25 protein-coding genes are annotated in these 26,021 nt (G+C 69.1%); 20 read left to right on the top strand and 5 right to left on the bottom strand.

Going from position 1 to position 26,021, the window contains the following annotated elements:
• Positions 1-344: 344 nt before the first annotated feature.
• The 7 genes from HV742_RS30340 to HV742_RS30310 are packed head-to-tail and all read left to right on the top strand — an operon-like array spanning position 345 to position 8,159.
• Entirely contained in the window at positions 345-2,696 is a 2,352-nt protein-coding gene (locus HV742_RS30340; RefSeq protein ID WP_175147136.1) for a bifunctional salicylyl-CoA 5-hydroxylase/oxidoreductase, read from the top strand.
• Positions 2,693-3,484: an SDR family NAD(P)-dependent oxidoreductase gene (locus HV742_RS30335; RefSeq protein ID WP_049071057.1), complete on the top strand. Its 792-nt coding sequence runs from the start codon at positions 2,693-2,695 to the stop codon at positions 3,482-3,484. The genes HV742_RS30340 and HV742_RS30335 overlap by 4 nt, the downstream gene beginning before the upstream one ends.
• A 38-nt stretch (positions 3,485-3,522) precedes the next feature.
• Entirely contained in the window at positions 3,523-4,380 is an 858-nt protein-coding gene (locus HV742_RS30330; RefSeq protein WP_006388558.1) for an enoyl-CoA hydratase family protein, read from the top strand.
• 2 nt (positions 4,381-4,382) lie between these two features.
• Positions 4,383-5,552: an acyl-CoA dehydrogenase family protein gene (locus HV742_RS30325; protein ID WP_063587681.1), complete on the top strand. Its 1,170-nt coding sequence runs from the start codon at positions 4,383-4,385 to the stop codon at positions 5,550-5,552.
• Positions 5,553-5,612: 60 nt separating this feature from the next.
• A complete protein-coding gene (locus HV742_RS30320) occupies positions 5,613-7,253 on the top strand; it encodes an AMP-binding protein (RefSeq protein WP_059269239.1) in 1,641 nt (546 codons plus the stop codon).
• Positions 7,254-7,276: 23 nt separating this feature from the next.
• Positions 7,277-7,702 (top strand): acyl-CoA thioesterase, encoded by a 426-nt coding sequence (locus HV742_RS30315; protein ID WP_026384894.1) that lies wholly within the window; start codon positions 7,277-7,279, stop codon positions 7,700-7,702.
• Between the two features lie 52 nt (positions 7,703-7,754).
• Positions 7,755-8,159, top strand: a complete 405-nt coding sequence (locus HV742_RS30310; protein WP_054419360.1) for a RidA family protein — start codon at positions 7,755-7,757, stop codon at positions 8,157-8,159.
• A gap of 480 nt (positions 8,160-8,639) precedes the next feature.
• On the opposite strand, the gene HV742_RS30305 is transcribed toward HV742_RS30310, so the two are convergent.
• Positions 8,640-9,626, bottom strand: a complete 987-nt coding sequence (locus tag HV742_RS30305) for an AraC family transcriptional regulator (protein WP_175147135.1) — start codon at positions 9,624-9,626, stop codon at positions 8,640-8,642.
• 262 nt (positions 9,627-9,888) lie between these two features.
• Here HV742_RS30305 and HV742_RS30300 point away from each other — a divergent pair, with 262 nt between their 5' ends.
• Genes HV742_RS30300 through HV742_RS30275 form a run of 6 tightly spaced genes read left to right on the top strand, consistent with a single transcriptional unit; the run spans position 9,889 to position 15,659 of the window.
• Positions 9,889-11,076, top strand: coding sequence for an ABC transporter substrate-binding protein (locus HV742_RS30300; protein WP_053085987.1), 1,188 nt, complete (start codon positions 9,889-9,891; stop codon positions 11,074-11,076).
• Between the two features lie 31 nt (positions 11,077-11,107).
• On the top strand, positions 11,108-12,352 hold the full coding sequence (locus tag HV742_RS30295; protein WP_169537128.1) for a dienelactone hydrolase family protein: 1,245 nt from the start codon (positions 11,108-11,110) through the stop codon (positions 12,350-12,352).
• Positions 12,353-12,361: 9 nt separating this feature from the next.
• Positions 12,362-13,705, top strand: a complete 1,344-nt coding sequence (locus HV742_RS30290; RefSeq protein ID WP_175147134.1) for an aromatic ring-hydroxylating dioxygenase subunit alpha — start codon at positions 12,362-12,364, stop codon at positions 13,703-13,705.
• Complete coding sequence (locus HV742_RS30285) at positions 13,696-14,229, top strand: aromatic-ring-hydroxylating dioxygenase subunit beta (RefSeq protein ID WP_175147133.1); 534 nt, start codon at positions 13,696-13,698, stop codon at positions 14,227-14,229. Before HV742_RS30290 ends, HV742_RS30285 begins: the two co-directional genes overlap by 10 nt.
• A complete protein-coding gene (locus HV742_RS30280) occupies positions 14,226-14,837 on the top strand; it encodes a cysteine hydrolase family protein (RefSeq protein WP_049071072.1) in 612 nt (203 codons plus the stop codon). Before HV742_RS30285 ends, HV742_RS30280 begins: the two co-directional genes overlap by 4 nt.
• A gap of 15 nt (positions 14,838-14,852) precedes the next feature.
• Entirely contained in the window at positions 14,853-15,659 is an 807-nt protein-coding gene (locus HV742_RS30275) for an SDR family oxidoreductase (RefSeq protein ID WP_175147132.1), read from the top strand.
• 114 nt (positions 15,660-15,773) lie between these two features.
• Here HV742_RS30275 and HV742_RS30270 read toward each other — a convergent pair whose 3' ends face one another.
• Positions 15,774-17,489 carry a flagellar assembly protein A gene (locus HV742_RS30270; protein WP_175147131.1) on the bottom strand — a complete coding sequence of 572 codons (1,716 nt, stop codon included), beginning with the start codon at positions 17,487-17,489 and terminating at the stop codon, positions 15,774-15,776.
• 309 nt (positions 17,490-17,798) lie between these two features.
• Here HV742_RS30270 and HV742_RS30265 point away from each other — a divergent pair, with 309 nt between their 5' ends.
• Positions 17,799-18,539 carry a lytic transglycosylase domain-containing protein gene (locus tag HV742_RS30265; RefSeq protein ID WP_054419374.1) on the top strand — a complete coding sequence of 247 codons (741 nt, stop codon included), beginning with the start codon at positions 17,799-17,801 and terminating at the stop codon, positions 18,537-18,539.
• Positions 18,540-18,626: 87 nt separating this feature from the next.
• On the opposite strand, the gene hemL is transcribed toward HV742_RS30265, so the two are convergent.
• The 3 genes from hemL to HV742_RS30250 are packed head-to-tail and all read right to left on the bottom strand — an operon-like array spanning position 18,627 to position 21,381.
• Positions 18,627-19,904, bottom strand: coding sequence for a glutamate-1-semialdehyde 2,1-aminomutase (gene hemL / locus HV742_RS30260; protein ID WP_049071076.1), 1,278 nt, complete (start codon positions 19,902-19,904; stop codon positions 18,627-18,629).
• Positions 19,905-19,909: 5 nt separating this feature from the next.
• Positions 19,910-20,575, bottom strand: coding sequence for a thiamine phosphate synthase (gene thiE, locus HV742_RS30255; protein ID WP_054419377.1), 666 nt, complete (start codon positions 20,573-20,575; stop codon positions 19,910-19,912).
• Positions 20,572-21,381 carry a bifunctional hydroxymethylpyrimidine kinase/phosphomethylpyrimidine kinase gene (locus HV742_RS30250; protein WP_100509616.1) on the bottom strand — a complete coding sequence of 270 codons (810 nt, stop codon included), beginning with the start codon at positions 21,379-21,381 and terminating at the stop codon, positions 20,572-20,574. The genes thiE and HV742_RS30250 overlap by 4 nt, the downstream gene beginning before the upstream one ends.
• A gap of 155 nt (positions 21,382-21,536) precedes the next feature.
• Between HV742_RS30250 and HV742_RS30245 the strand changes: the two genes are divergently transcribed.
• The 6 genes from HV742_RS30245 (at position 21,537) to HV742_RS30220 (ending at position 25,864) form a co-directional block, all read left to right on the top strand.
• Positions 21,537-21,701, top strand: coding sequence for a rubredoxin (locus HV742_RS30245; RefSeq protein WP_003814980.1), 165 nt, complete (start codon positions 21,537-21,539; stop codon positions 21,699-21,701).
• Positions 21,702-21,829: 128 nt separating this feature from the next.
• Positions 21,830-22,417, top strand: a complete 588-nt coding sequence (locus tag HV742_RS30240; RefSeq protein WP_049071082.1) for a YqgE/AlgH family protein — start codon at positions 21,830-21,832, stop codon at positions 22,415-22,417.
• A complete protein-coding gene (ruvX, locus tag HV742_RS30235) occupies positions 22,410-22,811 on the top strand; it encodes a Holliday junction resolvase RuvX (protein ID WP_049071083.1) in 402 nt (133 codons plus the stop codon). The genes HV742_RS30240 and ruvX overlap by 8 nt, the downstream gene beginning before the upstream one ends.
• A gap of 19 nt (positions 22,812-22,830) precedes the next feature.
• Complete coding sequence (locus HV742_RS30230; protein ID WP_059269246.1) at positions 22,831-23,826, top strand: aspartate carbamoyltransferase; 996 nt, start codon at positions 22,831-22,833, stop codon at positions 23,824-23,826.
• On the top strand, positions 23,823-25,127 hold the full coding sequence (locus tag HV742_RS30225; protein WP_175147130.1) for a dihydroorotase: 1,305 nt from the start codon (positions 23,823-23,825) through the stop codon (positions 25,125-25,127). The genes HV742_RS30230 and HV742_RS30225 overlap by 4 nt, the downstream gene beginning before the upstream one ends.
• A complete protein-coding gene (locus HV742_RS30220) occupies positions 25,124-25,864 on the top strand; it encodes a lysophospholipid acyltransferase family protein (protein ID WP_049071087.1) in 741 nt (246 codons plus the stop codon). Before HV742_RS30225 ends, HV742_RS30220 begins: the two co-directional genes overlap by 4 nt.
• Positions 25,865-26,021 lie beyond the last annotated feature (157 nt).

Below are 26,021 nucleotides of genomic sequence, written 5' to 3'. Positions count from 1 at the left end.
ACCCGATGGCGGGCAACCTCGATGCGCCCGACGGAATCCGAAGGAGTCGCCGAAGGCGAGGACGAGGATGAGGCAGGGGCAGTCCGGAGCGAACGCTCCGGACCGCAATCGCGGGCGCCCGCCATCGGGTCCGCCCGACCGAGGGGCGACCTACGAAGCTCGATCCGGCAACAACCCACCCCCAACGGCACCATCAAGCCCGTCCCCAGAATTCAACCCCCACGTTTCCCCCATTTGCGATCCTCCCATTCCAGGTATATATTTCAAGCCTAAACTATCAAGGCCTAAAAATAGCAGCGACCCGCCCCAAGCTTCCGGGCCGCACTTCTTGGAGCGTTACGGCAATGAAAATCGTATGCATTGGTGGTGGTCCCGCCGGCCTGTATTTCGGTCTGCTCATGAAGCTGCAAGACCCGGCCAACGAAGTCACGGTGATCGAGCGCAACCGCCCCTACGACACCTTCGGCTGGGGCGTGGTGTTCTCGGACGCCACCATGCAGAACCTGCGCGAAGCCGATCCGGTTTCCGCCCAGACCATCGGTGACGCCTTCAACCACTGGGACGACATCGACATCCACTTCAAGGGCCGCAGCATCCGCAGTGGCGGCCATGGCTTCATCGGCATCGGCCGCAAGAAGCTGCTCAACATCCTGCAGGCGCGCTGCGAAGATGTTGGCGTCAAACTGGTGTTCGAGAATTTCGTCCAGGACGACCAGGCCATCGCCCGCGAATACGACGCCGACCTGGTCATCGCCTCCGACGGCATCAACAGCCAGGTCCGCACCCGCTACGCCGACACCTTCCACCCCGACATCGACCAGCGCCGCTGCCGCTTCGTCTGGCTCGGCACCAAGAAGGTGTTCGATGCCTTCACCTTCGCCTTCGTCCAGACCGAGCACGGCTGGTTCCAGGCGCACGCCTACCGTTACGAAGACGGCATGTCGACCTTCATCGTCGAAACGCCCGAAGAGACTTGGCAGGCCGCCGGCATCGAGCAGATGAGCCAGGAAGAGGGCATCGCCTACTGCGAAAAACTGTTTGCGCCCTGGCTGGATGGCAATCCCCTGGTCAGCAACGCGTCGCACCTGCGCGGCTCGGCCATCTGGATTCGCTTCCCGCGCGTCATCTGCAACACCTGGGTCCACTGGAACCAGCTGGAAACCCGCCGCGGCAAGCGCGCCGTGCCGGTGGTGCTGATGGGCGACGCGGCCCATACCGCGCACTTTTCGATTGGCTCGGGCACCAAGCTGGCGCTGGAAGACGCCATCGAACTGGCGCGCTGCCTGAGCGGCGCCGAAGGCAGCGTCGAGCGCGGCCTGAAGCACTACGAGGAAGTGCGCAGCGTCGAAGTGCTGAAGATCCAGAATGCCGCCCGCAACTCCACCGAGTGGTTCGAGAACGTGGCGCGCTACGCCGAACTCGAACCCGAACAATTCGCCTATTCGCTGTTGACCCGCTCGCAGCGCATTTCGCACGAAAACCTGCGGCTGCGCGACCCGGCCTGGCTGGAAGGCTTCGAGCGCTGGATCGCCGAGCACGCCGGCGCGCAGGCGCCGGCCGGCCAGCGACCGCCGCTGCCCATGCTGACGCCGTACCAGGCGCGCGGCGTCAAGCTCAAGAATCGCATCCTGGTGTCGCCGATGGCCATGTATTCCTGCACCGAGGGCGTGCCGGGCGACTTCCACCTGGTGCACCTGGGCGCCCGCGCCATGGGCGGCGCCGGGCTGGTGATGGTGGAAATGACCTGCGTCTCGCCCGACGGCCGCATCACCCCGGGGTGCCCGGGCCTGTGGAACGACGAGCAGCAGCAGGCCTTCGCCCGTATCGTCGGCTTCGTGCACGGCAACAGCGACGCCCGCATCGGCGTGCAGTTGGGCCATGCCGGCCGCAAGGGCTCGACGCAGCTGGGCTGGCAGAAGATCGACCATCCGCTGCCCGAAGGCAACTGGCCGCTGCTGTCGGCCTCGGCCCTGCCGTACATCGAGGGCGTGTCGCAGACGCCGCGCGCCATGACGCGCGCCGACATGGACGACGTGCGCGACAACTTCGTGGCCGCGGCCCGCCGCGCCCAGGCCGCCGGCTTCGACTGGCTCGAACTGCACTGCGCCCACGGCTATCTGCTGTCCAGCTTCATCTCGCCGCTGACCAACCGCCGCGACGACGAATACGGCGGCAGCCTGGAAAACCGCCTGCGCTTCCCGCTGGAAGTGTTCCGCGCGGTGCGCGCCGTGTGGCCCGAGGACAAGCCGATGTCGGTGCGGATCTCGGCCAGCGACTGGGTCGAGGGCGGCATCACCCCCGATGACGCCGTCGAGATCGCGCGCCATTTCAAGGCCGCCGGCGCCGACATGATCGACTGCTCGTCGGGCCAGGTCAGCAAGGAAGAAAAGCCGGTCTACGGCCGCATGTTCCAGACGCCGTTCGCCGACCGCGTGCGCAACGAGGCCGGCATCCCCACCATCGCGGTGGGCGCCATCTTCGAGGCCGACCACGCCAACGGCATCATCGCCTCGGGCCGCGCCGATCTCTGCGCGCTGGCGCGTCCCCATCTGGCCGACGCCTCCTGGACGCTGCGCGAAGCGGCCCGCGTGGGCTATCGTGATGTGGCCTGGCCGAGCCAGTACTTCGCCGGCAAGCGCCAGCTGGAAACCAATTTCGAACGCGCCGCCGCCATGGCGCAACTGGACATCAAATGAGCACGTCCTCCCTTCCCCTGGCCGGCCGCCACGCGCTGGTGACGGGCGGCGCCCGCGGCATCGGCCTGGCCAGCGCCCGCGCGCTGCTGGAACGCGGCGCCCGCGTCACGCTGCTGGGCCGCGACGGCGGCGCGCTGGAGGCGGCCGTCGACAGCCTGGCCAGCCTGGGCCAGGTGCAGGCGGTCAGCGCCGACATCGCCGACGAGGCCTCGGTGCGCCAGGCCTTCGCCCAGGCGGAGGCCGAACTCGGTCCGGTGCTGGTGCTGGTCAACAACGCCGGGCAGGCCGTCAGCCAGCGCTTCGACCGCACCGACGCGGCGCTGTGGCAGTCGATGCTGGCGGTCAACCTGACCGGCACCTTCCATTGCATCCAGGCCGCCCTGCCCGGCATGCTGGCGGCCAAGTGGGGCCGCGTCATCAACGTGGCCAGCACCGCCGGCCTGATCGGCTATGCCTACGTCAGCGCGTACTGCGCGGCCAAGCACGGCGTGATTGGCCTGACCCGCTCGCTGGCGCTGGAGACGGCGCAGAAGGGCGTCACCGTCAACGCCGTCTGCCCGGGCTACACCGAGACCGACATCGTGCGCGGCGCGGTCGCCAATATCGTCGAGAAGACCGGCATGACGCCGGAAGCCGCCCGCGCCAAGCTGGCCGAGCGCAACCCGCAGGGCCGCCTGGTGCAGCCCGAGGAAGTGGCCGAGACGGTCGCCTGGCTGGCGCTGCCGGCCTCGTCGTCCATCAACGGCCAGGCCATCGCCGTCGACGGCGGCGAAGTGATGACCGGCTGAGCCGGCGCCCACCCCTACGATTCCAGAACGGAGACACCATGAGCACGCAGCCCGAAGAGCACACCATGAAGCACCACAAGCGCCCGCTGGCCGGCTACCAGGCCCGGACGTTCCTGTGGCAGGTGTCGGCCGACGGCAAGGTCGCCACCATCACGCTCAACCGCCCCGAGCGCAAGAACCCGCTGACCTTCGATTCCTACGCCGAGCTGCGCGACCTGTTCCGCGCGCTGGTGTACGCGACCGACATCAAGGTGGTGGTGGTGACGGGCGCCGGCGGCAACTTCTGCTCCGGCGGCGACGTGCATGAAATCATCGGGCCCCTGACCAAGATGAGCATGCCCGAACTGCTGGACTTCACCCGCATGACGGGCGACCTGGTCAAGGCCATGCGCGCCTGCCCGCAGCCGATCGTGGCGGCGGTGGACGGCGTCTGCGCTGGCGCCGGCGCGATGGTGGCGCTGGCCTCCGACATGCGCCTGGGCACGCCGGCCGCGCGCACCGCCTTCTTGTTCACGCGGGTGGGCCTGGCGGGGGCCGACATGGGCGCCTGCACGCTGCTGCCGCGCATGATCGGCCAGGGCCGCGCCTCCGAACTGCTGTACACCGGCCGCGCCATGACCGCCGAGGAGGGCGCCAGCTGGGGCTTCTTCAACGCGCTGCACGAGTCGGACGCCCTGATGGACGCGGCGGCCAAGCTGGCCGCGCAGTTGGCCGCGGGTCCCACCTTCGCCCACGGCGTGACCAAGAAACTGCTGCACCAGGAATGGAACATGGGCGTGGACGAGGCCATCGAGGCCGAAGCCGAGGCCCAGGCCATCTGCATGCAGACGCGCGATTTCCATCGCGCCTACGAGGCCTTCGTGGCCAAACAGAAGCCGGTCTTCGAGGGGAACTGATGATGCGCGACGCAAGCTGGCTGGACTGGCCGTTCTTCGACGACGCCCATCGCAAACTGGCGCATGAGGTGGACGGCTGGTGCGAGAGCGCCCTGGGCCATGTCGACCACCACGACGCCGACGCGGCCTGCCGCAAGCTGGTCAAGGCCATGGGCCAGGCCGGCTGGCTGCGCTACGCGGTCGCGGGCGGCCCCGGTGGCGCCTGGGGCGGCGCGCTGCCCGAGGTGGATTCGCGTTCGGTCTGCATCCTGCGCGAAACGTTCGCGCGCCACGAGGGCCTGGCCGACTTCGCCTTCGCCATGCAGGGCTTGGGCAGCGGCGCGATCTCGCTGATGGGTTCGGACGCGCTGCGCCAGCGCTACCTGCCGCGCGTGGCCAGCGGCGAGGCCATCGCGGCGTTCGCGCTGTCCGAGCCGGATGCCGGCTCGGATGTAGCGGCGCTGGCCTGCGAGGCCCGGCTGGAGGGCGACCACTACGTGCTCAACGGCGCCAAGACCTGGATTTCCAACGGCGGCATCGCCGACTTCTATTGCGTGTTCGCCCGCACCGGCGAGGCGCCGGGCGCGCGCGGCATCAGCGCCTTCGTGGTGGATGCCGACACCCCGGGCTTCGAGATCTCGGAGCGCATCGAGCTGATCGCGCCGCACCCGCTGGCCACCATCACCTTCGACAACTGCCGCATCCCGGTGTCGCAGCGGCTGGGCGAGGCGGGGCAGGGCTTCAAGCTGGCGATGATGACGCTGGACATCTTCCGCGCCTCGGTGGCGGCCGCCGCGCTGGGCTTTGCGCGCCGCGCGCTGGACGAAGGCCTGGCGCGCGCCAGGTCGCGCCGCATGTTCGGCCAGACCCTGGCCGACCTGCAACTGACGCAGGCCGCGCTGGGCGACATGGCCACGGCCATCGACGCCTCGGCGCTGCTGACCTATCGCGCCGCGTGGATGCGCGACGTGCAGAAACAACGCACCACGCGCGAAGCGGCCATGGCCAAGATGACGGCCACCGAATCGGCGCAGACCGTGATCGACCGCGCGCTGCAGATGTTCGGCGGCGCGGGCGTGGTGTCGGGGATGCCGGTGGAGAAGCTTTACAGGGAAATCAGAGCGCTGCGTATCTACGAAGGCGCCACCGAAGTGCAGAAGTTGATCATCGCCCGGGAACTGCTGAAGGCCTGAAGAAACCATCGAGTTTCCGCTTTCGGCAGTCAACTACACCGCATCAGCAAGGGGAATTTCATGGAAGTATCCGCCCACATCGACACTTTCGCCCGGGACAATCTGCCCCCGGGCGAACAATGGCCCGAGTTCCTGCTGGACGGCCCCGACGTGGCCTATCCCAAGCGCTTCAATTGCGCGGTTGAGCTGGTGGACGCCATGGTCGACCGTGGCCACGGCGAGCGCGTCGCGCTGCGCTGGGCGCAGGACGGCAAGCCGGCCACCATGACCTACCGCGAACTGGCGGCGCTGACCAACCGCATCGCGCGCGTGCTGGTCGAGGACATGAAGCTGGTGCCGGGCAACCGTCTGCTGCTGCGCGGTCCCAACAACCCGATGATGGCGGCGTCCTGGCTGGCCGCCATCAAGGCGGGCCTGGTGACGGTGCCGACCATGCCGCTGCTGCGCGCCAAGGAGCTCAAGCAGATCATCGACAAGGCGCAGATCCAGGCGGTGCTGTGCGATGTGCGCCTGAAGGACGAGGCGCAGTTCTGCGCCCAGCCGGATCACGAGCATCATTGTCCGGGGCTGGCGCAGATCGTGTATTTCAACGACACGGCGCCCGAGGCGCTGGACACGCTGGCAGCGGCCAAGCCGGATGATTTCACGGCCTGCGATACCGCCGCCGATGACGTCTGCCTGATCGCCTTCACTAGCGGCACCACCGGCGCGCCCAAGGGCTGCATGCATTTCCATCGCGATGTGCTGGCGATGTGCGACCTGTTTCCCAAGCATGTCATCAAGCCGGGTCCGGACGATATTTTCTGCGGCACGCCGCCGCTGGCGTTCACCTTCGGCCTGGGCGGCCTGCTGTGCTTCCCGCTGCGGGTCGGCGCCAGCACCGTGCTGGCCGAGCGCCTGACCCCGGAAAGCCTGCTGCAACTGATCCAGGACTTCCGCGCCACCATCGTTTTCACCGCGCCCACGTTCTACCGCCAGATGGCGGCGCTGGTGGGCAAGTTCGACCTGTCCTCGCTCAAGAAGAGCGTGTCGGCCGGCGAGGCCCTGCCCGACGCGACCCGTCAGTTGTGGAAAGAGGCCAGCGGCATCGAGATGATCGATGGCATCGGCGGCACGGAGATGATCCACGTGTTCGTGTCCAGCCCGCCCGAGTCGGTGCGGCGCGGCGCCATCGGCCGCGTGGTGCCCGGCTACATCGCGCAGATCGTGGACGACGACATGAACCCGGTGCCCAATGGTACGGTGGGCCGCCTGGCGATCAAGGGGCCGACCGGCTGCCGCTACCTGGCCGACGAGCGCCAGCGCCGCTTCGTGCAGAAAGGCTGGAACCTGCCCGGCGATACGTTCGTGCAGGACGACGACGGCTATCTCTTCTACCAGGCGCGCAATGACGACATGATCGTCTCGGCCGGCTACAACATCGCCGGCCCGGAGGTCGAGGACGCGCTGCTGCGCCACGAAGCGGTGGCCGAATGCGGCGTGGTCGGCGCGCCCGATGACGAGCGCGGCCAATTGGTCAAGGCCTTCGTGGTGCTCAAGCCCGGCTTCGCGCCGAGCGAGGCGCTGGTGGCGGCCATGCAGCAATTCGTCAAGGCCACGATCGCGCCCTACAAGTATCCCCGCGCCATCGAGTTCGTGTCCGCGCTGCCGCGCACCGAGACGGGCAAGCTGCAGCGATTCGCGCTGCGCAAGATGGCGTGATTTTTTTGCATCAAGGAAATGCCATGGCAGCACCATTCATCAGTCAGGTAGAGGTCCGCTTCCGTCATTGCGATCCGGCGGGCATCGTTTTCTATCCGCGCTATTTCGAGATGATCAATGACTTTGTCGAGGAGTGGTTCGACAAGGGCATGGGGCTGCCATTCCACGCGCTGCACGTGGAGCGTCACATCGGCACGCCGATGGCGTCGGTAACGTGCGATTTCAGCGCGCCGAGCCGCTGGCACGAGAAACTGCGGCAGACGCTGCAGGTGCAGCGCATCGGCGGCGCGTCGTTCAAGGCGCTGGTGCGGTTCGAGGGGCCGGACGGGCAGTTGCGGCTGTCGGCGACGCTGACGATCGTGACGGTGGATCTGCGCACGATGAAGTCGATGCCGCTGCCGGCGGATCTGCGCGAGCGCATGCAGGATTATCTGGTTGCCGCCGAGTGAGTTCGGCGGGGGCCGCCCTGGTGTTTGTTTTTTGAAAATAGGATGAGACGTTATGAAGATTCTGCAACCGCCGGATTGGATGGCGCCGCGGGGCTATTCGAATGGGATCCTGACCGAGATGACGGTGGGGAGCAAGCTGGTGTTCGTGGGCGGGCAGGTGGGCTGGAACGGGCAGCAGCAGTTCGAGTCGGATGATCTGGCCGATCAGGTGCGGCAGACGTTGGCCAACATCGTGGCGATTCTCGCCGAGGGCGGGGCCAGGCCTGAGCATATCGTGCGGATGACGTGGTATGTGACGGACAAGGAGGCCTATGTGGCGGCTTATCCGGAGATCGGGAAGCACTATCGTGAATTGATCGGGAGGCATTTTCCGGCGATGACGGCGGTGGAGGTGGCGGATCTGGTGGAGGATCGGGCCAAGGTGGAGATTGAAGTTACGGCTGTTGTGCCGGCTTGAATTTGGGCCGGCCTGGCGTGTGATGCGCTGGGGTGGGTTCTTTAGTCGCGGGTGACGGGGCAGGCGGGGGATGGCGGGGCTACGATTGCGGTCCGGAGCCTTCGCTCCGGACTGCCCCTTCCTCATCTTCGTCCAGGCCTTCGGCCTTCCCTTCAGATTCCGTCGGGCGCATCTACACGCCCCGCCATCCCCCGCCTGCCCCGTCACCCGCTCACGATAAGAATTAATGGCGGGTGCTGGGGAGGGGGCGTTTCTTGGCGTTCTGACAGGCGGAAACGCGGGTTCAGAGCGATTTGCGGGGCCCGCTTCAAGGCGGCCGCGCGGGCGGCCTTTTGAAGCTTACCTGGTGTCTTGCGGGGGCGGATGACGCTGCGCGCTTGCGGGCGGATTTATCACTTATGTGTGGTTTTAACTACGTTAGTGATTTTGTGCCTGTGCCTGTGGCTGTGGGGTTGACGCATGGCGCCAGAATTGTCAGGCCTATCTGCCGGCCTGGAAGGTTTCGCGCGGGAGTTCGCCGAAGCGGTCGCGGTAGTACTCGGAGAAGCGGCCCAGGTGGCTGATGCCTACGGAGACGGCCACCTCGGTCACGCTTTCGCAGGCGCCTTGTTGCAGCTTTTCGCGAGCGGCGTCCAGGCGCAGGACGCGTAGCGCCTGCATGGGGGTGGTCTCGCGGTGTTGCTGGAACAGGCGGGTGAGGGCGCTGGGGCTGGCGCCGGCGCCGCGGGCGATGTCGGTGAGGGTCAGGGGGGCGGCCAGGTGGGCGCGCATGTAGGCTTCGGCCTGGGCGACGCGGCGTGGCAGGGCGGGGGGCAGGCCGGCGTGGCGTTGCCAGGTGTTGGGCTGGTTGTAGAGCAGGTGCAGGACGAGGGTGTCTTCCAGGTGCTCCAGCCAGGCGGCGGGCGGTCTCGGCGCGCCGTCGTCCAGGGTGGGGAGCAGGTGGATCAGGCTGGTCATCATGCTGCGCCAGGCGGCGCCGACGGGGGTGTCCAGGCGTAGCGCGGGGCTGAAGTCCAGGGGGCGGGCGGCGGCGTCGCCGAAAATGCGGTGGCCGATGGCTTCGAGCTTGCCGCGCGGGATCTTCAGCAGCAGTTGTTCGCAGCCGGCTTCCCAGTGCAGTTTCAGGGCGCGGTTGGGGGCGATGACGGCGGCGCAGTCGGGGTGGGCGTCGACGCAGTCGGTGCCGCATTCGATGCGGGCGCGGCCGCGCAGCGGCACCTGCACCAGCATGAAGTCCTGCAGGCGGTCGGGTTCGATGTGGACTTCGGCGCCGTAGCGCAGCGTACAGACGCTCAGGGCGCCGAAGCGGGCGCGGTTCAGTTCGGCGTCGACGCGGCCGCCTTTCCAGGTCAGGCGGTGATCCTTGAGCGCTTCGGAGACGCGCTCGCGGGTTTCGGCCGGCTGGGTGGAACTGAAGACGCGTCGTTTGAGCAATGGCGCCAGCTCGATGCGGGACCAGCCGTGCATGGATGCCTCCGGGACGGGAACGCTCCCGTATCGCCGTCGAGCGTAATGCAATCGTCAAGCCTTGGGAATTAAGTGAATCCCGGATAAGCGTGGGCCGATTCGGATAGAGCCGCGCGCCCGGCCGTCCTAAGCTGGGGGTTGTTGGAAGGCGGCGCCGTGGCGCGTAAGCTGGCAGTTTTCATCGTTGGCAGGGTGTACCGACGGCAGACGGATTCTGTCAGCATTGCGCCGGCGGCGCCGGCGGACACGAACGGGGTGGCTCATGAAGGGAAAGCTATGGGGCCGGCGCGCGCTGGCGATGCTGGTGTCGGTGGGCTGTATGACGGCCGCGGCCGGGGCATCGGCGGCGGACAAGATCAAGGTAGGCCTGCTGACCACGCTGTCGGGGCCGGGCGCGGCGCTGGGCAACGAGATCCGCGACGGTTTCAATCTCGCGCTGCAGCATACCGGCGGCAAGCTGGGCGGGCTGCCGGCCGAGGTGGTGGTGGCCGATGATCAGCAGAAGGCCGATGCCGGACGCCAGGCGGTCGAGCGCCTGCTCAAGCGCGACAAGGTCGACGTCATGACGGGCATCGTGTTCTCGAATGTGCTGCTGCCGGTGATGCCGGCCATCCTGCAGTCGGGCACCATCTATCTGAGCACCAATACCGGGCCGGAGAACTATGCCGGCGCCGGCTGCAACCCGAATTTCTTCGCGGTGGCCTGGCAGAACGAGGACATCCCGGCGGCGATGGGCAAATACGCCGCCGACCAGGGCTTCAAGCGGGTGGCGCTGATCGCGCCCGATTATCCGGGCGGGCGCGAATCGCTCAACGGCTTCAAGCGCCTGTACAAGGGCGGGCTGTCGGAAGAGATCTATACCCAGCTCGGCCAGCTCGACTACGGCGTCGAGATCACGCGGCTGCGCGCCAGCAAGCCCGACGCGGTGTTCTTCTTCCTGCCGGGTGGCATGGGCGTGAACTTCATCAAGCAGTTCAACGGCGCCGGCCTGGGCAAGGAGATCGCGCTGCTGGCGCCGGGCTTCTCGGGCGACGAAGACACCATCGCCGCGGTGGGCGCGCCGATCGAAGGCCTGCACAACTCGTCGCAATGGGCGGCCGACCTGGATAACCCGGCCAACCGCAAGTTCGTCGAGGACTTCAGGAAGACCTACAACCGCACCCCCACGCTCTACGCCTCGCAGGGCTACGACGCCGCCATGCTGCTGGACAGCGCGGTCAGGCAGACCGGCGGCAAGCTGGGCGCCGACGCGTTGCGCCCGGCCCTGCGCCGCGCCGATTTCAAGTCGGTGCGCGGCGACTTCACCTTCAACCGCAACCAGTACCCGATCCAGAACTACTACCTGCGCACCATCGTCAAGGGCGCGGACGGCAAGCTGGCCAACAAGCTGTCGGGCACGGTGCTGACGCAGTATCACGACCCGTTCGCCGCCGCCTGCCAGATGAAGTAAGGCAGGCGACGCACGCATCAAGGAGAGACGCATGACCGCAACCATCACGACGCGCGAGGTGACCATCGCCTCGCACGACGGCCAATCATTCAGCGCCTACCTGGCCGTGCCCGCCGCGGGCCACGGGCCGGGGCTGGTGCTGTGCCAGGAGATCTTCGGCATCAATGACTTCATGCGGCGCACCGCGCAGGCGTTGGCCGAGGAAGGCTACGTGGTGCTGGCGCCGGACCTGTTCTGGCGCCAGCAGCCCGGCATCCAGCTGACCGACGGCCCGGCCGACATGCCGCGCGCCTTCGAGCTGTATCAGCGTTTCGACGTTGAGCTGGGCGTCAAGGACATCGCCTCGACCCTGGCCGCGCTGCGCGCGCTGCCCGAGCAGCAGGGCGGCGCCGGCGTGCTGGGCTATTGCCTGGGTGGCAAGCTGGCCTATCTGGCCGCCTGCCGCACGGATGCCGACGTGGCCATCGGCTACTACGGCGTGGGCATCGAGGACAGCCTGGAAGAAGCCGCCAACCTGCGCGGCCGGCTGGTGCTGCACATCGCCGAGCAGGACGGCTTCTGTCCGCCGCCGGCGCGCCAGCGCATCCTGGAGGCGCTGGGCGGCAAGGCCAACGTCGAGCTGTATGTGTACCCCGGCATGGACCACGCCTTTGCCCGCACCGGCGGCGCGCACTACGACAAGCCGTCGGCGCTGATGGCGCACCAGCGCAGCATGGCCGCGCTGCAACGCGTGATCGGTCCGCAGTTCGACTATTCGGCCCTCTGGGACAAGCACTGCGAGTACGAATTCGGCACGCGCGATGTGGCCGCGACCATGGCCACGATGGTGGCCGAGCCCTATGTCAATCACATCCCCACCATGACCGGCGGCGTCGGCTACCGCGAGCTGTCGCGCTTCTACCAGCACCACTTCGTCAATAGCAATCCGCCCGACACCAGACTGGTGCCGCTGTCGCGCACCGTGGGCGCGACCCAGATCGTCGACGAGCTGCTGTTCTGCTTCACCCACACCACCGAGATCGACTGGCTGCTGCCCGGCGTCGCGCCTACCGGAAAATACGTCGAGATTCCGCTGGTGGCCATCGTCAAGTTCCGCGGCGACAAGCTCTGCCACGAACACATCTATTGGGACCAGGCCAGCGTGCTGGTGCAGATCGGCGTGCTCGACCCCAAGGGCCTGCCGGTGGCCGGCCGCGAGACCGCGCGGAAGCTGCTGGACGAGACCCTGCCTTCCAACACCCTGATGGCGCGCTGGAAAGACAGCGAGAACAAGTAGGAGACCGCCATGCCGTATAGCGATCAACAATTGGGCGAGATGGTGCGCGGCGACAGCGTGCACCGCGCCCTGTACACCGACCCGGCGATTTTCGAGCTGGAGATGCAGCGCATCTATGGCCGCGCCTGGGTCTACGTCGGCCACGAAAGCCAGGTGCCCAAGACCGGCGACTATCACACCACGCGCCTGGGCGACCAGGACGTGCTGATGGTGCGCGCCAGCGACGGCCGCGTGCACGTGCTTTACAACCGCTGCCCGCACAAGGGCGCCAAGGTGGTGGCGGATGGCGACGGCTGTGTCGGCAAGTTCTTCCGCTGCCCGTACCACGCCTGGACCTTCAAGCTCGACGGCAGCCACCTCGGCGTGCCGCTCAAGCAGGGATTGGAGGGCACCTCGTACGATCCGACCGACCCCAGCTTCTCGATGCGGCGCCTGCCGCGCGTGGAAAGCTATCGCGGCTTCGTCTTCGCCAGCCAGGCCCGCGACGGCCAGGGCCTGGAGGAATTCCTGGGCGGCGTGCGTTCGTCCATCGACAACCTGTGCGACCGCTCGCCGGTGGGCGAGGTCGAGGTGGCCGGCGGCATCTTCCGCGTGATGCAGCGTTCCAACTGGAAGGTGTTCTACGAGAACCTGCACGACACCATGCATGCCCGCGTGACGCACGAATCGTCCTTCGCCGCCGCGCGCGACGAGGCCAAGGAAATCGGCGAGATGCCGTTCGAGCTGCATATCATGGACGGCAACGGCGAGCCCTACGAGTTCTGGGAAAAGCTGGAGCTGCGCGCCTACGACAACGGCCACGGCTACATGGAAGGCATCTTCAACCCGGGCGCGGCCGAACGCGATCCGGTGTCGCGCGCGCATTTCGAGGCGCTGACAGCGGCCTACGGCGCCGACCGCGCCCGCGAGATCCTCGGCATGAACCGCCACAACACCGTCATCTACGGCAGCGGCTCGCCGCACACAGTGTTCCAGCAGTTCCGCGTGATCCGCCCGATCGCCGTCGACCGCACGCTGATCGAGATCCAGACCTTCCGCTGCAAGGGCGCGCCGGAGGGCGTGTTCAAGCGCGCCATGCTGTACGCCAATGTGATCAACTCGCCGTCGTCCAACGTCATGCCGGACGACATCGAGCTCTACAACCGCTGCCAGGAAGGCAACGCCACCCGTGGCGGCGAATGGGTCAGCATGCACCGCTACCACGGCACCGACCGCAGCGACGCGGACGGCATGGTGTCGATCAACGGCACCAGCGAGCTGCCGATGCGCAACCAGTTCCGCGCCTGGAAGCACTATATGGAGGCCGGTCCCGTGGCGTCCGCCCATGGCCAAGGAGAAGGCGCATGCTGCTAGACCTGGAATTCGACGTATCCACCGCCGACCTGGCGCCGGCCGACGTGCCGGCCGAGGCCTATCACCGCATCGCCCAGTTCCTGTACCGCGAGGCGCGGCTGCTGGACGAGCGCCGCTACGGCGAGTGGCAGTCGCTGTGGACCGACGACGGCATGTACTGGATGCCGCGCGAGCCGGGTCAGTCCAGCCCCTACGACCACATCTCGCTGTTCTGGGAAGACCGCATGCTGCGCGACGTGCGCATCCGCCGGCTGGAACATCCGCGCAACTGGTCGCAGCAGCCGCCCACGCGCAGCGCGCGGCTGGTGGGCGGGGTGCAGGTCGAGGGCATGGACGCCGGCGGCAACCTGGTGGTGCACTCGGCGTTCCAGATGACCGAGTGGCGCAAGCGCCAGCCGCGCCAGCTGGCGGGCCGCTACACCCATAAGCTGGCCGCCGACGGCGACAGCTGGCGCATCCGCATGAAGCGGGTGGACCTGGTGAACTGCGACGACGCGCACGATGTGTTCGAGGTGTTCGTGTGAGTGCCGCCGACGCCGCGGTGCTGGCGCTGCACTACCAGAACGACGTGCTGCATCCCGAGGGCAAGATCCGCGTCGGGCTGGACGCCGCCGGCGCGGAGCGCCAGCGCCTGCTGCGCGGCGCCGCCGACCTGCTCGACGGCGCGCGCCATCACGGCCTGCCGATCGTGCACGTGCGCATCGCTTTCCGCCCCGACTATGCCGACCTGCTGCCCAATTGCGATATCTTCCGCAACGTCGCCCGCATCGGCGCCGTGGCCGAGGGGCAATGGGGCAGTGCCTTCTACGAAGGCTTGCAACCGTTGACCGGCAGCGCGCGCGAGTTCGTCGTCAAGCACACCCGCATCAGCGCCTTCTACGGCACGCCGCTGGAAGAGACGCTGCGGCTGCTGGGCGCGCGTCGCCTGGTGGTGGCGGGCGTGGCGACCCATTCGGTGGTCGAGGGCACGGTGCGGCACGCGGCGGATATCGGTTTCAATGTCATGGTGGCCGAAGACGCCTGCGCCTCGGCCGATCCGGCGGTGCATGACGCCTCGCTGGCCAGCATGCGCCTGATCGCGCAGACCGGCTCGGTGGCGCAGGCGGTACGCTGGGCCGCCACCTCCCACTGATCGAAAGGACTCATCATGGATTTTTCCGGCTTTCCCGGCCTGGCCGGCAAGACGGCCATCGTCACCGGCAGCACCCAGGGGCTGGGCGCGGATATCGCGCGCGGGCTGGCGGCGGCCGGGGCCAACGTGGTGCTGGTGGGGCGCAACGCCGCGGCCGGCCAGGCGCTGGCGGGCGAGATGGGCGACCGCGCGCTGTTCCTCGAGACCGATATCGGCCAGGACGACCAGATCCGGCAATGCCTGGATGCCGCGCGGGCGCGCTTCGGCCGGGTCGATATCCTGGTGAATAACGCCTGCCAGTACAACGATCGCGGCCTGGCCTCCAGCCGCGAGGAATGGCACGCCACGCTCGACACCAACCTGGTGTCGGCCGCCATCTTCACGCAGATGGCGGCGCCGCTGCTGCCGCGCGGTGGCGTGGTGATCAACCTGGGCAGCACCGGCGGCAAGTTCGGCGCCGCCGGACGCGCGCTGTATCCGGCGTCCAAGGCCGCCTTGCTGCAGATCACCAAGAACTTCGCGGTGGAATTGGCGCCGGCCGGCATTCGCGTGCTGGCGGTGTCGCCGGCCTGGACCTGGTCGCCGTCGGTCGAACAATTGGCGGGCGGCTCGCGCGAAGCCGCCGACGCGGTGGGCGCGCACTTTCATCCGCTGGGCCGGGTCGGCTCGGGCGAGGAGATCGCGGCGGCGGTGTGTTTCGCCTGCTCCGACGCGGCTTCGTGGATGACGGGCGTGGATATCCCGGTGGACGGCGGTTTCTCGATCCTGGGTCCGGACCGCGGCATTTCGCCGCGCGCGTGGTTCAAGCAACTGGCGCCCTGAGGCGGACTGCCGGCCACGGCGGCGGCGGGGCCGCGTGGCGCGGGCCAAGGCGGCATCGCGCCTCCCCCCTGGCGCGGACCGGGCGGCGGGCCATCCCGGTCCCCGGGGCGCGCGTCAGCGGATGACGATCTCGCCTTCTTCCAGGGCCGCCTTGCCGCCGACCTGGTCTTCCAGGAATTCCTGCACCCGGTTGCCCACCTGGATCTTGGTGCCGCCGCAAAAGCGCCGCGCGGCGATGATGGTGGCGGTATGCAGCGGTTGCAGGTCGCGGATCAGCTGGGCCTCTTCCTCGTCCAGCTCGATCAGGTCGCGGCCCAGTTTGGTGTGGGTGTTGCGGGCGCGTTCGACCACGTCGCCGGCCGCGCGCCCCGGATTGGCGTGCAGGAACAGCAGCAGTTGCTCCAGCTTGGCCTTTTCCTCGTTCATCTTCAGGCGCTTGCGCGTCAGGGCCGAACGCTTGATGTCGGCATGCGGGTCCAGGCCGGCCTGCACCAGCGTGGGCACGCCGGCGGGCGAGCCGATGGTGCCGGCGCGCACCGATTGCAGGGCGCGGGTCTGGCCGCCGGTGATGGCGGTCTGCTGGGTGTTGGGTGCGCCCACATTGACGCTGCCGCCGGCGGCGATGCTGCTCTGGCGGATCTCGCGTTCCACTTCGACGTTCTGCCCGGCGCTGATGATGGCGTTGGTGATGAAGCGGGCCCGCACTTCGCCGCCACAGACGATATGGGCGGTGCGCGCGGCGGCGTTGGCGGCGCCGCCGCCGGCGTCCGGCACGGCCTCGGCCATGCCGATGATGCCGCCCTTGACCGTGACGTTGCCGCCGGCCTCGACCAGGGCGGCTTCCATGGTGCCGTTGACGACCACGTCGCCGGTCACGCGCACTTCCATGGTGGCGCTGATGTCGCCGCGCACCTGCAGCGAACCCTGGAAATTGATGTTGCCGGTGGACAGGTCGACGGCGTCGACCTCGACCACCGGATTGACCTGCGCGCCCTGGTGGATCAGCTTGGGCGAGCCGGCGATGGCGGCGCGCAGCAGGTTCGGGTCTTCCGGATCGATCTCGACGCCGGACATCTCGGCGTTGAACGGCGTGTCCGGCAGCTCCTCGGGCAGCACCGGCTGGCCCAGCACGTTGCAGCCGTCAATGCCGGGCAGCGGCGGGATGCGGCGCATCAGCGGCATGCCCGGCGTTACCAGCAGCAGGCTGCCCAGGTCGCGGTAATCGATCTGGGCCAGCTCATCGATCTCCTGGGCGCGCGGCTTCAGGCGGTCCAGCAGGCTCTCGAAGCGGGTCGGGGTGCCGCGCGTGGGCGGCGTGCCCTGCGCGATCAGCACGGTCTGCGCGCCGCCGCGCTCGACGGCCTCGGCCAGTTCCTTTTCCAGCACGCCATGGACGATGCCCTGGTCGGCGATGGCCTGGCGCAGCACGGCCAGGGTCACCGGCCTGCCGCCCTTGGGCGGGTGCAGCGTGACCAGGGCCGACATGCAGGTGGCGTCCACTTCCAGGTCGAACGAGCCGTCGACCAGCTTGCCCACCGGCACCTGGACGGGCTCGGTGGCCTGACGGCACAGGTCGATGAAGGCGATGACGGCATGGTTGTCCAGCGCTTCGGTTGCCCAGCCCTGGGCGGTGGCCAGGGCGGCCAGGGAATCCCAGGTGGGCAGGGGGGGCGCCGGGGGCGTGGCGGAAGCGGCGTCCGCCTCTTCTTCCCCGGCCGGCACGTCCGGGGCCGAGGCGGCGCTCTCCACGGCGGGTGGCGGCGTGTATAGCGCCGTCAGGACGTTGGTATTGGCATCCAGCACCAGCTGGAGCGTGTTGTCTGCGCCCATCTCCGCCTCCCGCCCGGCAGTCTCCGCCGGGTTCCATTCATTTAGTAATTAAACGAAATATTGCGACATATGTTAACCCATGAACCAGGGGCTACTGCGCAGTAGGAGGGGGTGGTCAACCATAAAAAGATGTAGGTCCGGCCCTTATTTCAGACCGATGGACGCGGGGCCCGCGCGGGGGGCCGGGCGCGCGTGCGGACGGTAACGCCGACGTGCCCTAGTCCATCGGCAGGAGCGACAAAGCGCGCGCGCCGGCTCAGCATAGGCGTTCGATCCCGCGTCCGCGGACGCCGCCGGAGCCTCGATGCCATGTCCCGACCTCTTTCCCTCCCGCCGGCCGTGCCGCGCCGCCACGCGCGCGTGGCCGGCCTGGTGATCGCGGCCCTGGTTGCCGGGGCCGCGGCGCTGGCGCCGGTTGGCGGCGCCGCCGCCACCGAGATTTACCGTTACAAGGATCCGTTCGGCGTCTGGCGCGCCATGAAGGTGCCCAATGGCTACGCCAAGTATTACAAGCGCGCCCAGGCCCGCGTCGCGCTGCGCGGCGCCCGCATCAAGGTCTGCCTGGACTGTGAGCCGCGCGCCGGTGACGGCGCCAGCCTGCTGACCCTGGGCGACCGGGCCGCGCGCTGGGGGCCCGCGCCACCGTCCACGGCGCATGACGAACTGATCGCGCAGGCGGCCAGGGATTCGGGGGTGGACCGGGCGCTGCTGACGGCGGTGATCGCGGTGGAGTCGGGATTCCGCAGCGACGCGCGCTCGCCCAAGGGGGCGCTGGGCCTGATGCAGCTGATGCCGGCGACGGCGGCGACCCTGCTGGTGTCGGATGACATCGAGCGGGCGCTGGTGGACCCGGCCACCAACGTGAAGGCCGGATCGAGCCTGCTGCGCCGCCTGATCGACCAGTATCCCAACCGCCTGGACCTGGCGCTGGCCGCCTACAACGCGGGCGAGGGCGCGGTGCGCAAGTACGACGCGGTGCCGCCCTATGCCGAGACCCAGCAGTACGTGCGCAACGTCACGGCGCTATACCAGCAATACAAGACCCCCTAGGGGCGGATGCCACAACGCCCTGGCAGCCGCTGTCGGGCCGCCAGGGCGTTGTGGGGCGAGCGCGCGCCGGCAGCGACGCGCCGGCGCTCAGATCGCCGCGAAGACCTTCTCGGCGATATCCAGCGTGGACTGGATCACCGCGTCGTCGTGGGTGGCCGAGACGAAGCCGGCCTCGAACGCCGACGGCGCGAAATGCACGCCGTGGTCCAGCATGGCGTGGAAGAAGCGGTTGAAGCGCGCCGTGTCGCAGGCCGAGACCTCGGCGAACGTGGCCGGCACCTTGTCGCTGAAATAGATGCCGAACATGCCGCCGACCGAGTCGGCCGAGAACGCCAGGCCGGCGGCGCGGGCGCGTTCCTGCAGGCCCTGGGCCAGCTTGGCGGTCTGCGCCGCCAGCTTGTCGTAGAAACCGGGGGCGGCGATCAGGCGCAGCGTGGCCAGGCCGGCGGCCACGGCCACCGGGTTGCCCGACAGCGTGCCCGCCTGGTAGACACCGCCCAGCGGCGCGATGTGCTTCATGATCTCGGCGCTGCCGCCGAAGGCGCCCACCGGCATGCCGCCGCCGATCACCTTGGCCAGCGTGGTCAGGTCGGGCTTGACGCCCGACAGACCCTGCACGCCCTGCGGGCCGACGCGGAAACCGGTCATGACCTCGTCGAAGATCAGCAGCGCACCGTGCTGCGTGCAGACCTCGCGCAGCCCTTCCAGGAAGCCGGCAGCCGGCTTGATCAGGTTCATGTTGCCGGCGATCGGCTCGACGATGATGCAGGCGATGTCGGCGCCGTGCTGGGCGAAGGCCTCGCGCACCGCGTCCAGGTTGTTGTATTCCAGGGTCAGCGTGTGCGAGACGAATTCGGGCGGCACGCCGGCCGAGCTGGGGTTGCCGAAGGTCAGGAGGCCCGAGCCGGCCTTGACCAGCAGGCTGTCGGAATGGCCGTGGTAGCAGCCTTCGAACTTGACGATCTTGTTGCGGCCGGTGGCGCCGCGCGCCAGGCGGATGGCCGTCATGGTGGCTTCCGTGCCGGAGCTGACCAGGCGCACCTGTTCCAGCGACGGCAGGCGCGCGATCAGCACTTCGGCCAGTTCGATCTCGGCCTCGGTGGGAGCGCCGAACGACAGGCCGTTGACGGCCGCCTCCTGCACCGCGCGCACCACCTCGGGATGCGAGTGGCCCAGGATGGCCGGGCCCCACGAACCGACGTAGTCGATGTACTGCTTGTCTTCCGCATCCCACACGTACGGCCCCTGCGCGCGCTTGATGAAGCGCGGCGTGCCGCCCACGGAGCGGAAGGCGCGCACGGGCGAGTTGACGCCGCCGGGGATGCTGCGGCTGGCGCGTTCGAAAAGCTGGGCGTTACGGGACATGGCGGTCAGGGCTTCAGGTTGCGGTTGATGGAGTAGGGCGCGGCGCAGGCCGCGGCGGCGGCGCGGATGGCGGGCGCCTCGAACAGGCCGGTGATGACGGCGACCGAATCGGCGCCGGCGGCGGCCACCGACGCCACGTTCCCGGGCGTGATGCCGCCGATGGCGACCACGGCGGGGCGCGGCGCGTCGCGTTGCTCGACCAGGGCGCGAGCCTCGGTCAGCACCGACAGCGGCGCGCGCACGGTGTCCGGCTTGACGCGCGAGGGGAACATGGCGCCGAAGGCGATGTAGTCGGCGCCGGCGTCCAGCAGTTCGCGGGCGCGGCCGAGGTCGTCGTAGCTGGAGCCGCCCAGGATCAGGTCGGGGCCGGCTTCGGCGCGGATGCGGGCCAGGCTGTCGTCGTCGCGGCCGACGTGGGCGCCGTCGGCGCCGACCTCCAGCGCCAGGCGCCAGTCGTCATTGATGAGAAACACCACGCCCAGCTCGCGGCACAGCGGCGCCAGGGCGCGCGCCTGCTCGGCGCGCACCGCGTCGGGCACGTCCTTGCGGCGCAGCTGCAGCGCGCGCATGCCGCCCTCGGCGGCCTGGCGCACCGCGCGCAACAGCCGCTCGGTGTCGTCCCATTCAGGGGTGACGCCGTACAGGCCGGCGGGAAAGCGCAGGGCTTTCATTGCGGTTGGATCCGGTTGGGAATGCGCCGGCCCATGCCCGGCAGGAAGCTGGCGGCGACCGCCGCGTCGGCGTGGGCCAGGCCCTGGCGCACGGCCTCGGGCATCTCCAGGCCGCGCGCCAGCAGGGCGGTGATGGCGGTGGCGGCCAGCCCGCCGGCGTCGCCGTTGCGGTCCGGGGGCGCCTGCCACGGCAGGGTGGTGGTCTGGCCGTTGGGGCCGAGCAGCACGTTGGCGTGGTGCCCGGGCCGCTGCGGGCTGCCCAGCACCAGCACCCATTCGGCGCCGGCGGCCACCAGGGCGTGCATCGGCGATGGTGCGTCCCCGATATCGATGTCGCCATCGGCATGCCATTGCGCCAGCCGCAGGTGCTCGACGATCAGCAGGTCGGTCTGCGGCAGCACCAGCTCGAGGATCGCGGCCAGCAGGTCGTCGGCATCGTCCTCGTCGGCGGCGTCGGCCGGCACCTGGGCGCGCTGGCCCAGGTGCAGCACCAGCGGCACCTGGCTGTAATCGGCGGCTACCTGGGCGGCTACGCTTGCCGTTTCGGCGGTGTATAGTCCGCCCACCTTGATCGCCTGCACCGACATGTCTTCGAGCAGGCAGCGGGCCTGGTCGTCGAGCAGGTCGGGCGACACAGGATGGATTTCTTCGATGCCGGCGGTATCCTGCACGGTCAGCGCCGTGACGGCCGCCAAGCCATGGCAGCCCAGGCGGGCGCAGGTGACGGCATCCGCGGGCAAGCCGTCGGCGCCCGACGGATCGAGCGGGCCGAAGACCAAAACGAGAGGGGGAGTAACGGGGGCCACGTGGACAGCGCTAGAGTAAGGGTGCCCGGACTCATTTGCGGAGAATCAGGGGAACCCCTATTGGGTTTCGGTAAGATTGTCCCCATTCTAATGGAAGCCTCCCGCCTTTGCCCCGCAGCGGGGACGACGGCAGGGAATTGATGTAAGAGAGAACTATGCGTACTTGGATGTGTCTGATTTGTGGCTGGGTCTACGACGAAGAGGCCGGCCTGCCCGACGAAGGCATCGCGCCCGGCACCCGCTGGGAAGACGTGCCGCCGAACTGGGTCTGTCCTGAATGCGGCGCCCGCAAAGAGGACTTCGAACTGATGGAAATCTGAATCCGCAGCGCCGACGTATTCCGCCAAGGCTTGCAACGAGGGGAGGCCATGCCTGCCCCGCGCTCCCGACGGGCCACGCCAGCGTGGCGGGCCCCCGGTTCTATCAGACTACCCACAGAGGGGTTGCCATGACGGAAAAACACCACGAAGACGCCTCCACGCAGGCCGCCAACTTCGCCAACCAGTTCCTGATCGCCATGCCGGGCATGGTCGAAGGCAGCCTGGCTGGCTCGGTCATCTACATCTGCGAGCACACCGAACGCGGCGCATTGGGACTGGTCATCAACCGCCCCACCGACCTGACGCTCGGCACCCTGTTCGAACGCATCGACCTGGCGCTCGAGATCGGCCCGGTCAAGGACACGCTGGTGTTCTTCGGCGGTCCGGTTCAGACCGACCGCGGTTTCGTGCTGCACGCGCCCGCTGGCGACTACAGCTCCAGCATCAAGCTGGGCGACATGGCCTTGACCACCTCGCGCGACGTGCTCCAGGCCGTGGCCGACGGCAACGGCCCCGCCCGCATGCTGGTCACGCTGGGCTACGCTGGCTGGGGCGCCGGCCAGCTCGAAAGCGAGATGGGCCAGAACGCCTGGCTGTCGGTCGGCGCCGATGCCCACATCATCTTCGACGTGCCGCCCGAGGACCGCTACCCCGCCGCGCTCAAGCTGCTGGGCATCGATCCCGTGATGCTGGCCGGCGACGCGGGCCATGCCTGAAGAAACCCTGCTGGCCTTCGACTTCGGCGAAAAGAAAATCGGCGTGGCCATCGGCAATACGCTGACGCGCCACGCGCGGCCGCTCGAAATCATCTTCAGCGAAGTGCGCGACGTGCGCTTCGCGCGCATCGAGGCGCTGCTGCGCGAATGGCAGCCGCACCGCGTCGTGGTCGGCCTGGCGCTCGACAGCGACGGCGGCGAACAGCCCGCCACCGCGCGCTGCCGCCGCTTCGCCAACCAACTGCACGGCCGCTTCGGCGTTGCGGTGGAGCTGGTCGACGAGCGCGGCTCCAGCATGGAGGCGCAACGCCTGCTCGGCACGCACGCGGCCGACGACGCCATGGCCGCCGCCGTCATCCTGCAACGCTACCTGGATAAGCCGCCGGCGGCTTGACGCCGACGCCGGCCCGCTCATGCTCAACCCGCAACTCGACCGCCGTGGCGAACTGATTCATCTGCTGACCACGGAAGGCTTGCCGCGCCGCCATGTCGAGCGCCTGCTCGACGCGGCGGCCGGTTTTGCCGCTGGCCAGGCGCCCGCCGTGGCCGCTACCGGCCTGCCCGTGTTTCTGGGCCTGCCTGCCGGCGACACCGATCTGCGGCAGGGGTTCGAGGCCGCGGCCGCGCGCCTGGGCCTGCGGCCCGTGGCGCTGGCGGATGGCACGGGCCCGGGCGCCGACGCCGGCGTGGATCGCGGTCATGGCGTGGGCGCCGGCGACCCGCCCGCGGCGGAAAGTGCCGCGGCGCTGTCTCCAGCCGCCGTTGCCGCCGGCCTGCCCGCCGGCATCCTGGCATTGCGGCACCCGGCCAGCGGCGCCGCCGTCTGCGCCGCTGCCGCCGCCGCGCCCGGCTTGCGCATTCTCAACGCCGGCGACGGCGCGCACGCCGATCCGCTGCCGGCGCTGGCGCGCGTGCAGGCGATGCTGCGAGCCGGACGCGACCTGACCAACCTGGCCGTGGCGCTGGTGGGTGACATCCGCCACAGCGCCGTGGCGCGCAGCCTGATCCATGTAATGACCACCCTGGGCGTGCCGGAAGTGCGCGCCGCCGCGCCGCGCCCCTTGTTGCCCGACGGCCTGCCGCAACTGGGCGTGCGCGCCTGCGCCACGCTGCATGAATGCCTGGCCGGCGCCGATGTCGTGATCGTGCTGCCCCTGCGGGCCGAACGCATGAGCGGCGCGCTGCTGCCGTCGGCGCGTGAGTATGCCGCCGGCCATGGCCTGACGACGGCGCGGCTGGCCGTGGCCCGTCCCGGCGCCCTGTTGCTGCCCGCCGCCCCGCTGACGCCGGGTATCGAGGTCGATGGCGACATCGCCGCCGGTCTGGTCGATGCCGAGGCCGGACTGGCGCGGTTCGAACGTGATTTGCGCGTGGCCGCCCTGAGTGTCCTGGCGGGAGGCGCCGCATGAGACTGCATATCGCCCACGGCCGGCTGATCGACCCGGCGCACGGCCGCGACGGCCGCCACGATCTGTTCATTGCCGACGGCCGCGTGGTGGCGATCGATCAGGCGCCCGACGGCTTCCAGGCCGACCGACGTATCGAGGCCGCCGGCCTGGCCGTGCTGCCGGGCCTGGTGGACCTGTCGGCGCGGGTGCTGCGCCCGGACGCCGGCGCGCCAACGCAGGCGCGCCTGTCCGCCGCCGAGCTGCGCGCCGCCCTGGCCGGCGGCGTGACCACGCTGGCCGTGCCGCCGGCCACCGACACGCCGCTGGACGAACCGGCCAAGGTCGAGGCGCTGTTGCGCGAGGCCCCGCCCGGCCAGGGCCGGGTGTTGCCGATCGGGGCCCTGACGGTGGGCCTGCGCGGCGCAACCCTGGCCGAAATGGCCCTGCTGGCGCAGGCGGGCTGCCTGGCGTTCTCGCCGGGCGAATCGGGCATCGTCGACACCCGGGTGCTGTGGGGCGCCATGCGCTACGCCGCCGGGCAGGGCCTGGCGCTGTGGCTGCGGCCGCAGGATCCGTGGCTGGGGCAGGGCGCGGTGGTCGCCGCTGGCGCCTACGCCGACCGCCTCGGCCTGGAGGGCCTGCCGCCGCAGGCCGAAGTGCTGGCCCTGCAAACGATTTTCGAACTGCAACGCGCCACCGGCGTGCGCGTGCACCTGTCGCGCCTGTCCACCGCCAGCGGCCTGGAATTGCTGCGGGCCGCGCGCCGCGAAGGCCTGCCGGTCAGCGCGGACGTCTCTGCCAATAGCCTGCACCTGACCGACGTCGACATCGGGTATTTCAATACCGCGTTCCATCTGCGTCCGCCGCTGCGCGGCCAGCGTGACCGCGATGCGATCCAGGCGGCGCTGCGCGAGGGGCTGGTGGATGCCCTGTGTTCGGATCACGCGCTGGTGGACGACGCAGGCAAGTCCGTTCCGTTCCCGCATTCGCAGCCTGGCGCCACGGGCCTGGAGCTGCTGTTGTCGCTGGCGCTGAAATGGGCCCGCGACAGCCGCCTGCCGCTGCCGCAGGCGCTGGCGCGGGTGACGTCGGGGCCGGCCACGGTGCTGCGTGGCCTGTCGCCGACGCTGTCCGGCCTGGGTGAGCTGGGGGTGGGCGCGCCCGCGGATCTGTGCCTGGTGGACCTGGAGGCGGAATGGCTGGTGGCGCCGGGCGTGCTGCAAAGCCACAGCCGTCATACGCCGTTCGCGGGTATGATGCTGCCCGGTCGAGTCCGCGCCACCCTGGTGGGTGGCCGCCCGGCCTGGGAGACCCCTGTTTGAAGCTGCTGCGCTTTGTCCTTCGCCTGATGCTGGTGGTGCCGTTGATCGTCTTCGGCCTGCTGTGCGTGGGGCTGGTGTATCCGCTGCTGCGCCCGAAGTCGCGGGCCTGGCTCAATCGAACCTGGTCACGCTGCCTGATGGCGGCCTGTGGCCTGCGGGTCGTCTTCAAGGGCGAGCCGCGCATGAGCGGGCCGGTGCTGCTGGTGGCGAACCACGTGTCCTGGATCGACATCTTCGTGCTGAATTCGGCGCGCGCCACGTCGTTCGTGGCCAAGAGCGAGATCCGCAGCTGGCCGGTGATCGGCTGGCTGGTGGCGGGGGCGGGCACGCTGTTCATCGAACGCGGCCAACGGCACGCGGTGCATGCGATGGGCGAGTCGATGCTGGCGCGCTTCAAGCAGGGCGATGCGGTGGGCCTGTTTCCGGAGGGCACGACCAGCGATGGTTTCGAGCTGCGCCCTTTCCACGCCAGCCTGTTCGAGCCGGCGCGCGCGGCGGCTGTGGAAATCCAGCCGGTGGCCTTGCGTTTCCTGCAGCACGGCAAACGCAGCGGTTTCGCGGCGTTCGTGGGCGAGGAAACGCTGGTGGCGAACCTGTGGCGGGTGATGGGGACGACGGGGCTGTCGGTGGAGGTGGTGTTCTTGCCGGTATTGGCGACGAAACATGCGGATGGGACGTTGCCGACGCGGTTGGAATTGTCGCATCAGGCTCGGGATGCGATTCAGGCGGTGCTTTGAGGTGCTGCTGCTGACAGCTTGAACGGTTGCTTCTGGCTGGTTTTTTGCTTCGTTGGGCGGCTTCGTAGGTCGCCCCTCGGTCGGGCGGACCCGATGGCGGGCGCCCGCGATTGCGGTCCGGAGCGTTCGCTCCGGACTTCCCCTGCCTCATCCTCGT

The organism is Achromobacter ruhlandii (assembly GCF_902859695.1).
Lineage (GTDB): Bacteria > Pseudomonadota > Gammaproteobacteria > Burkholderiales > Burkholderiaceae_B > Achromobacter > Achromobacter ruhlandii.
This window is presented reverse-complemented; position numbering and strand designations above follow the sequence as displayed.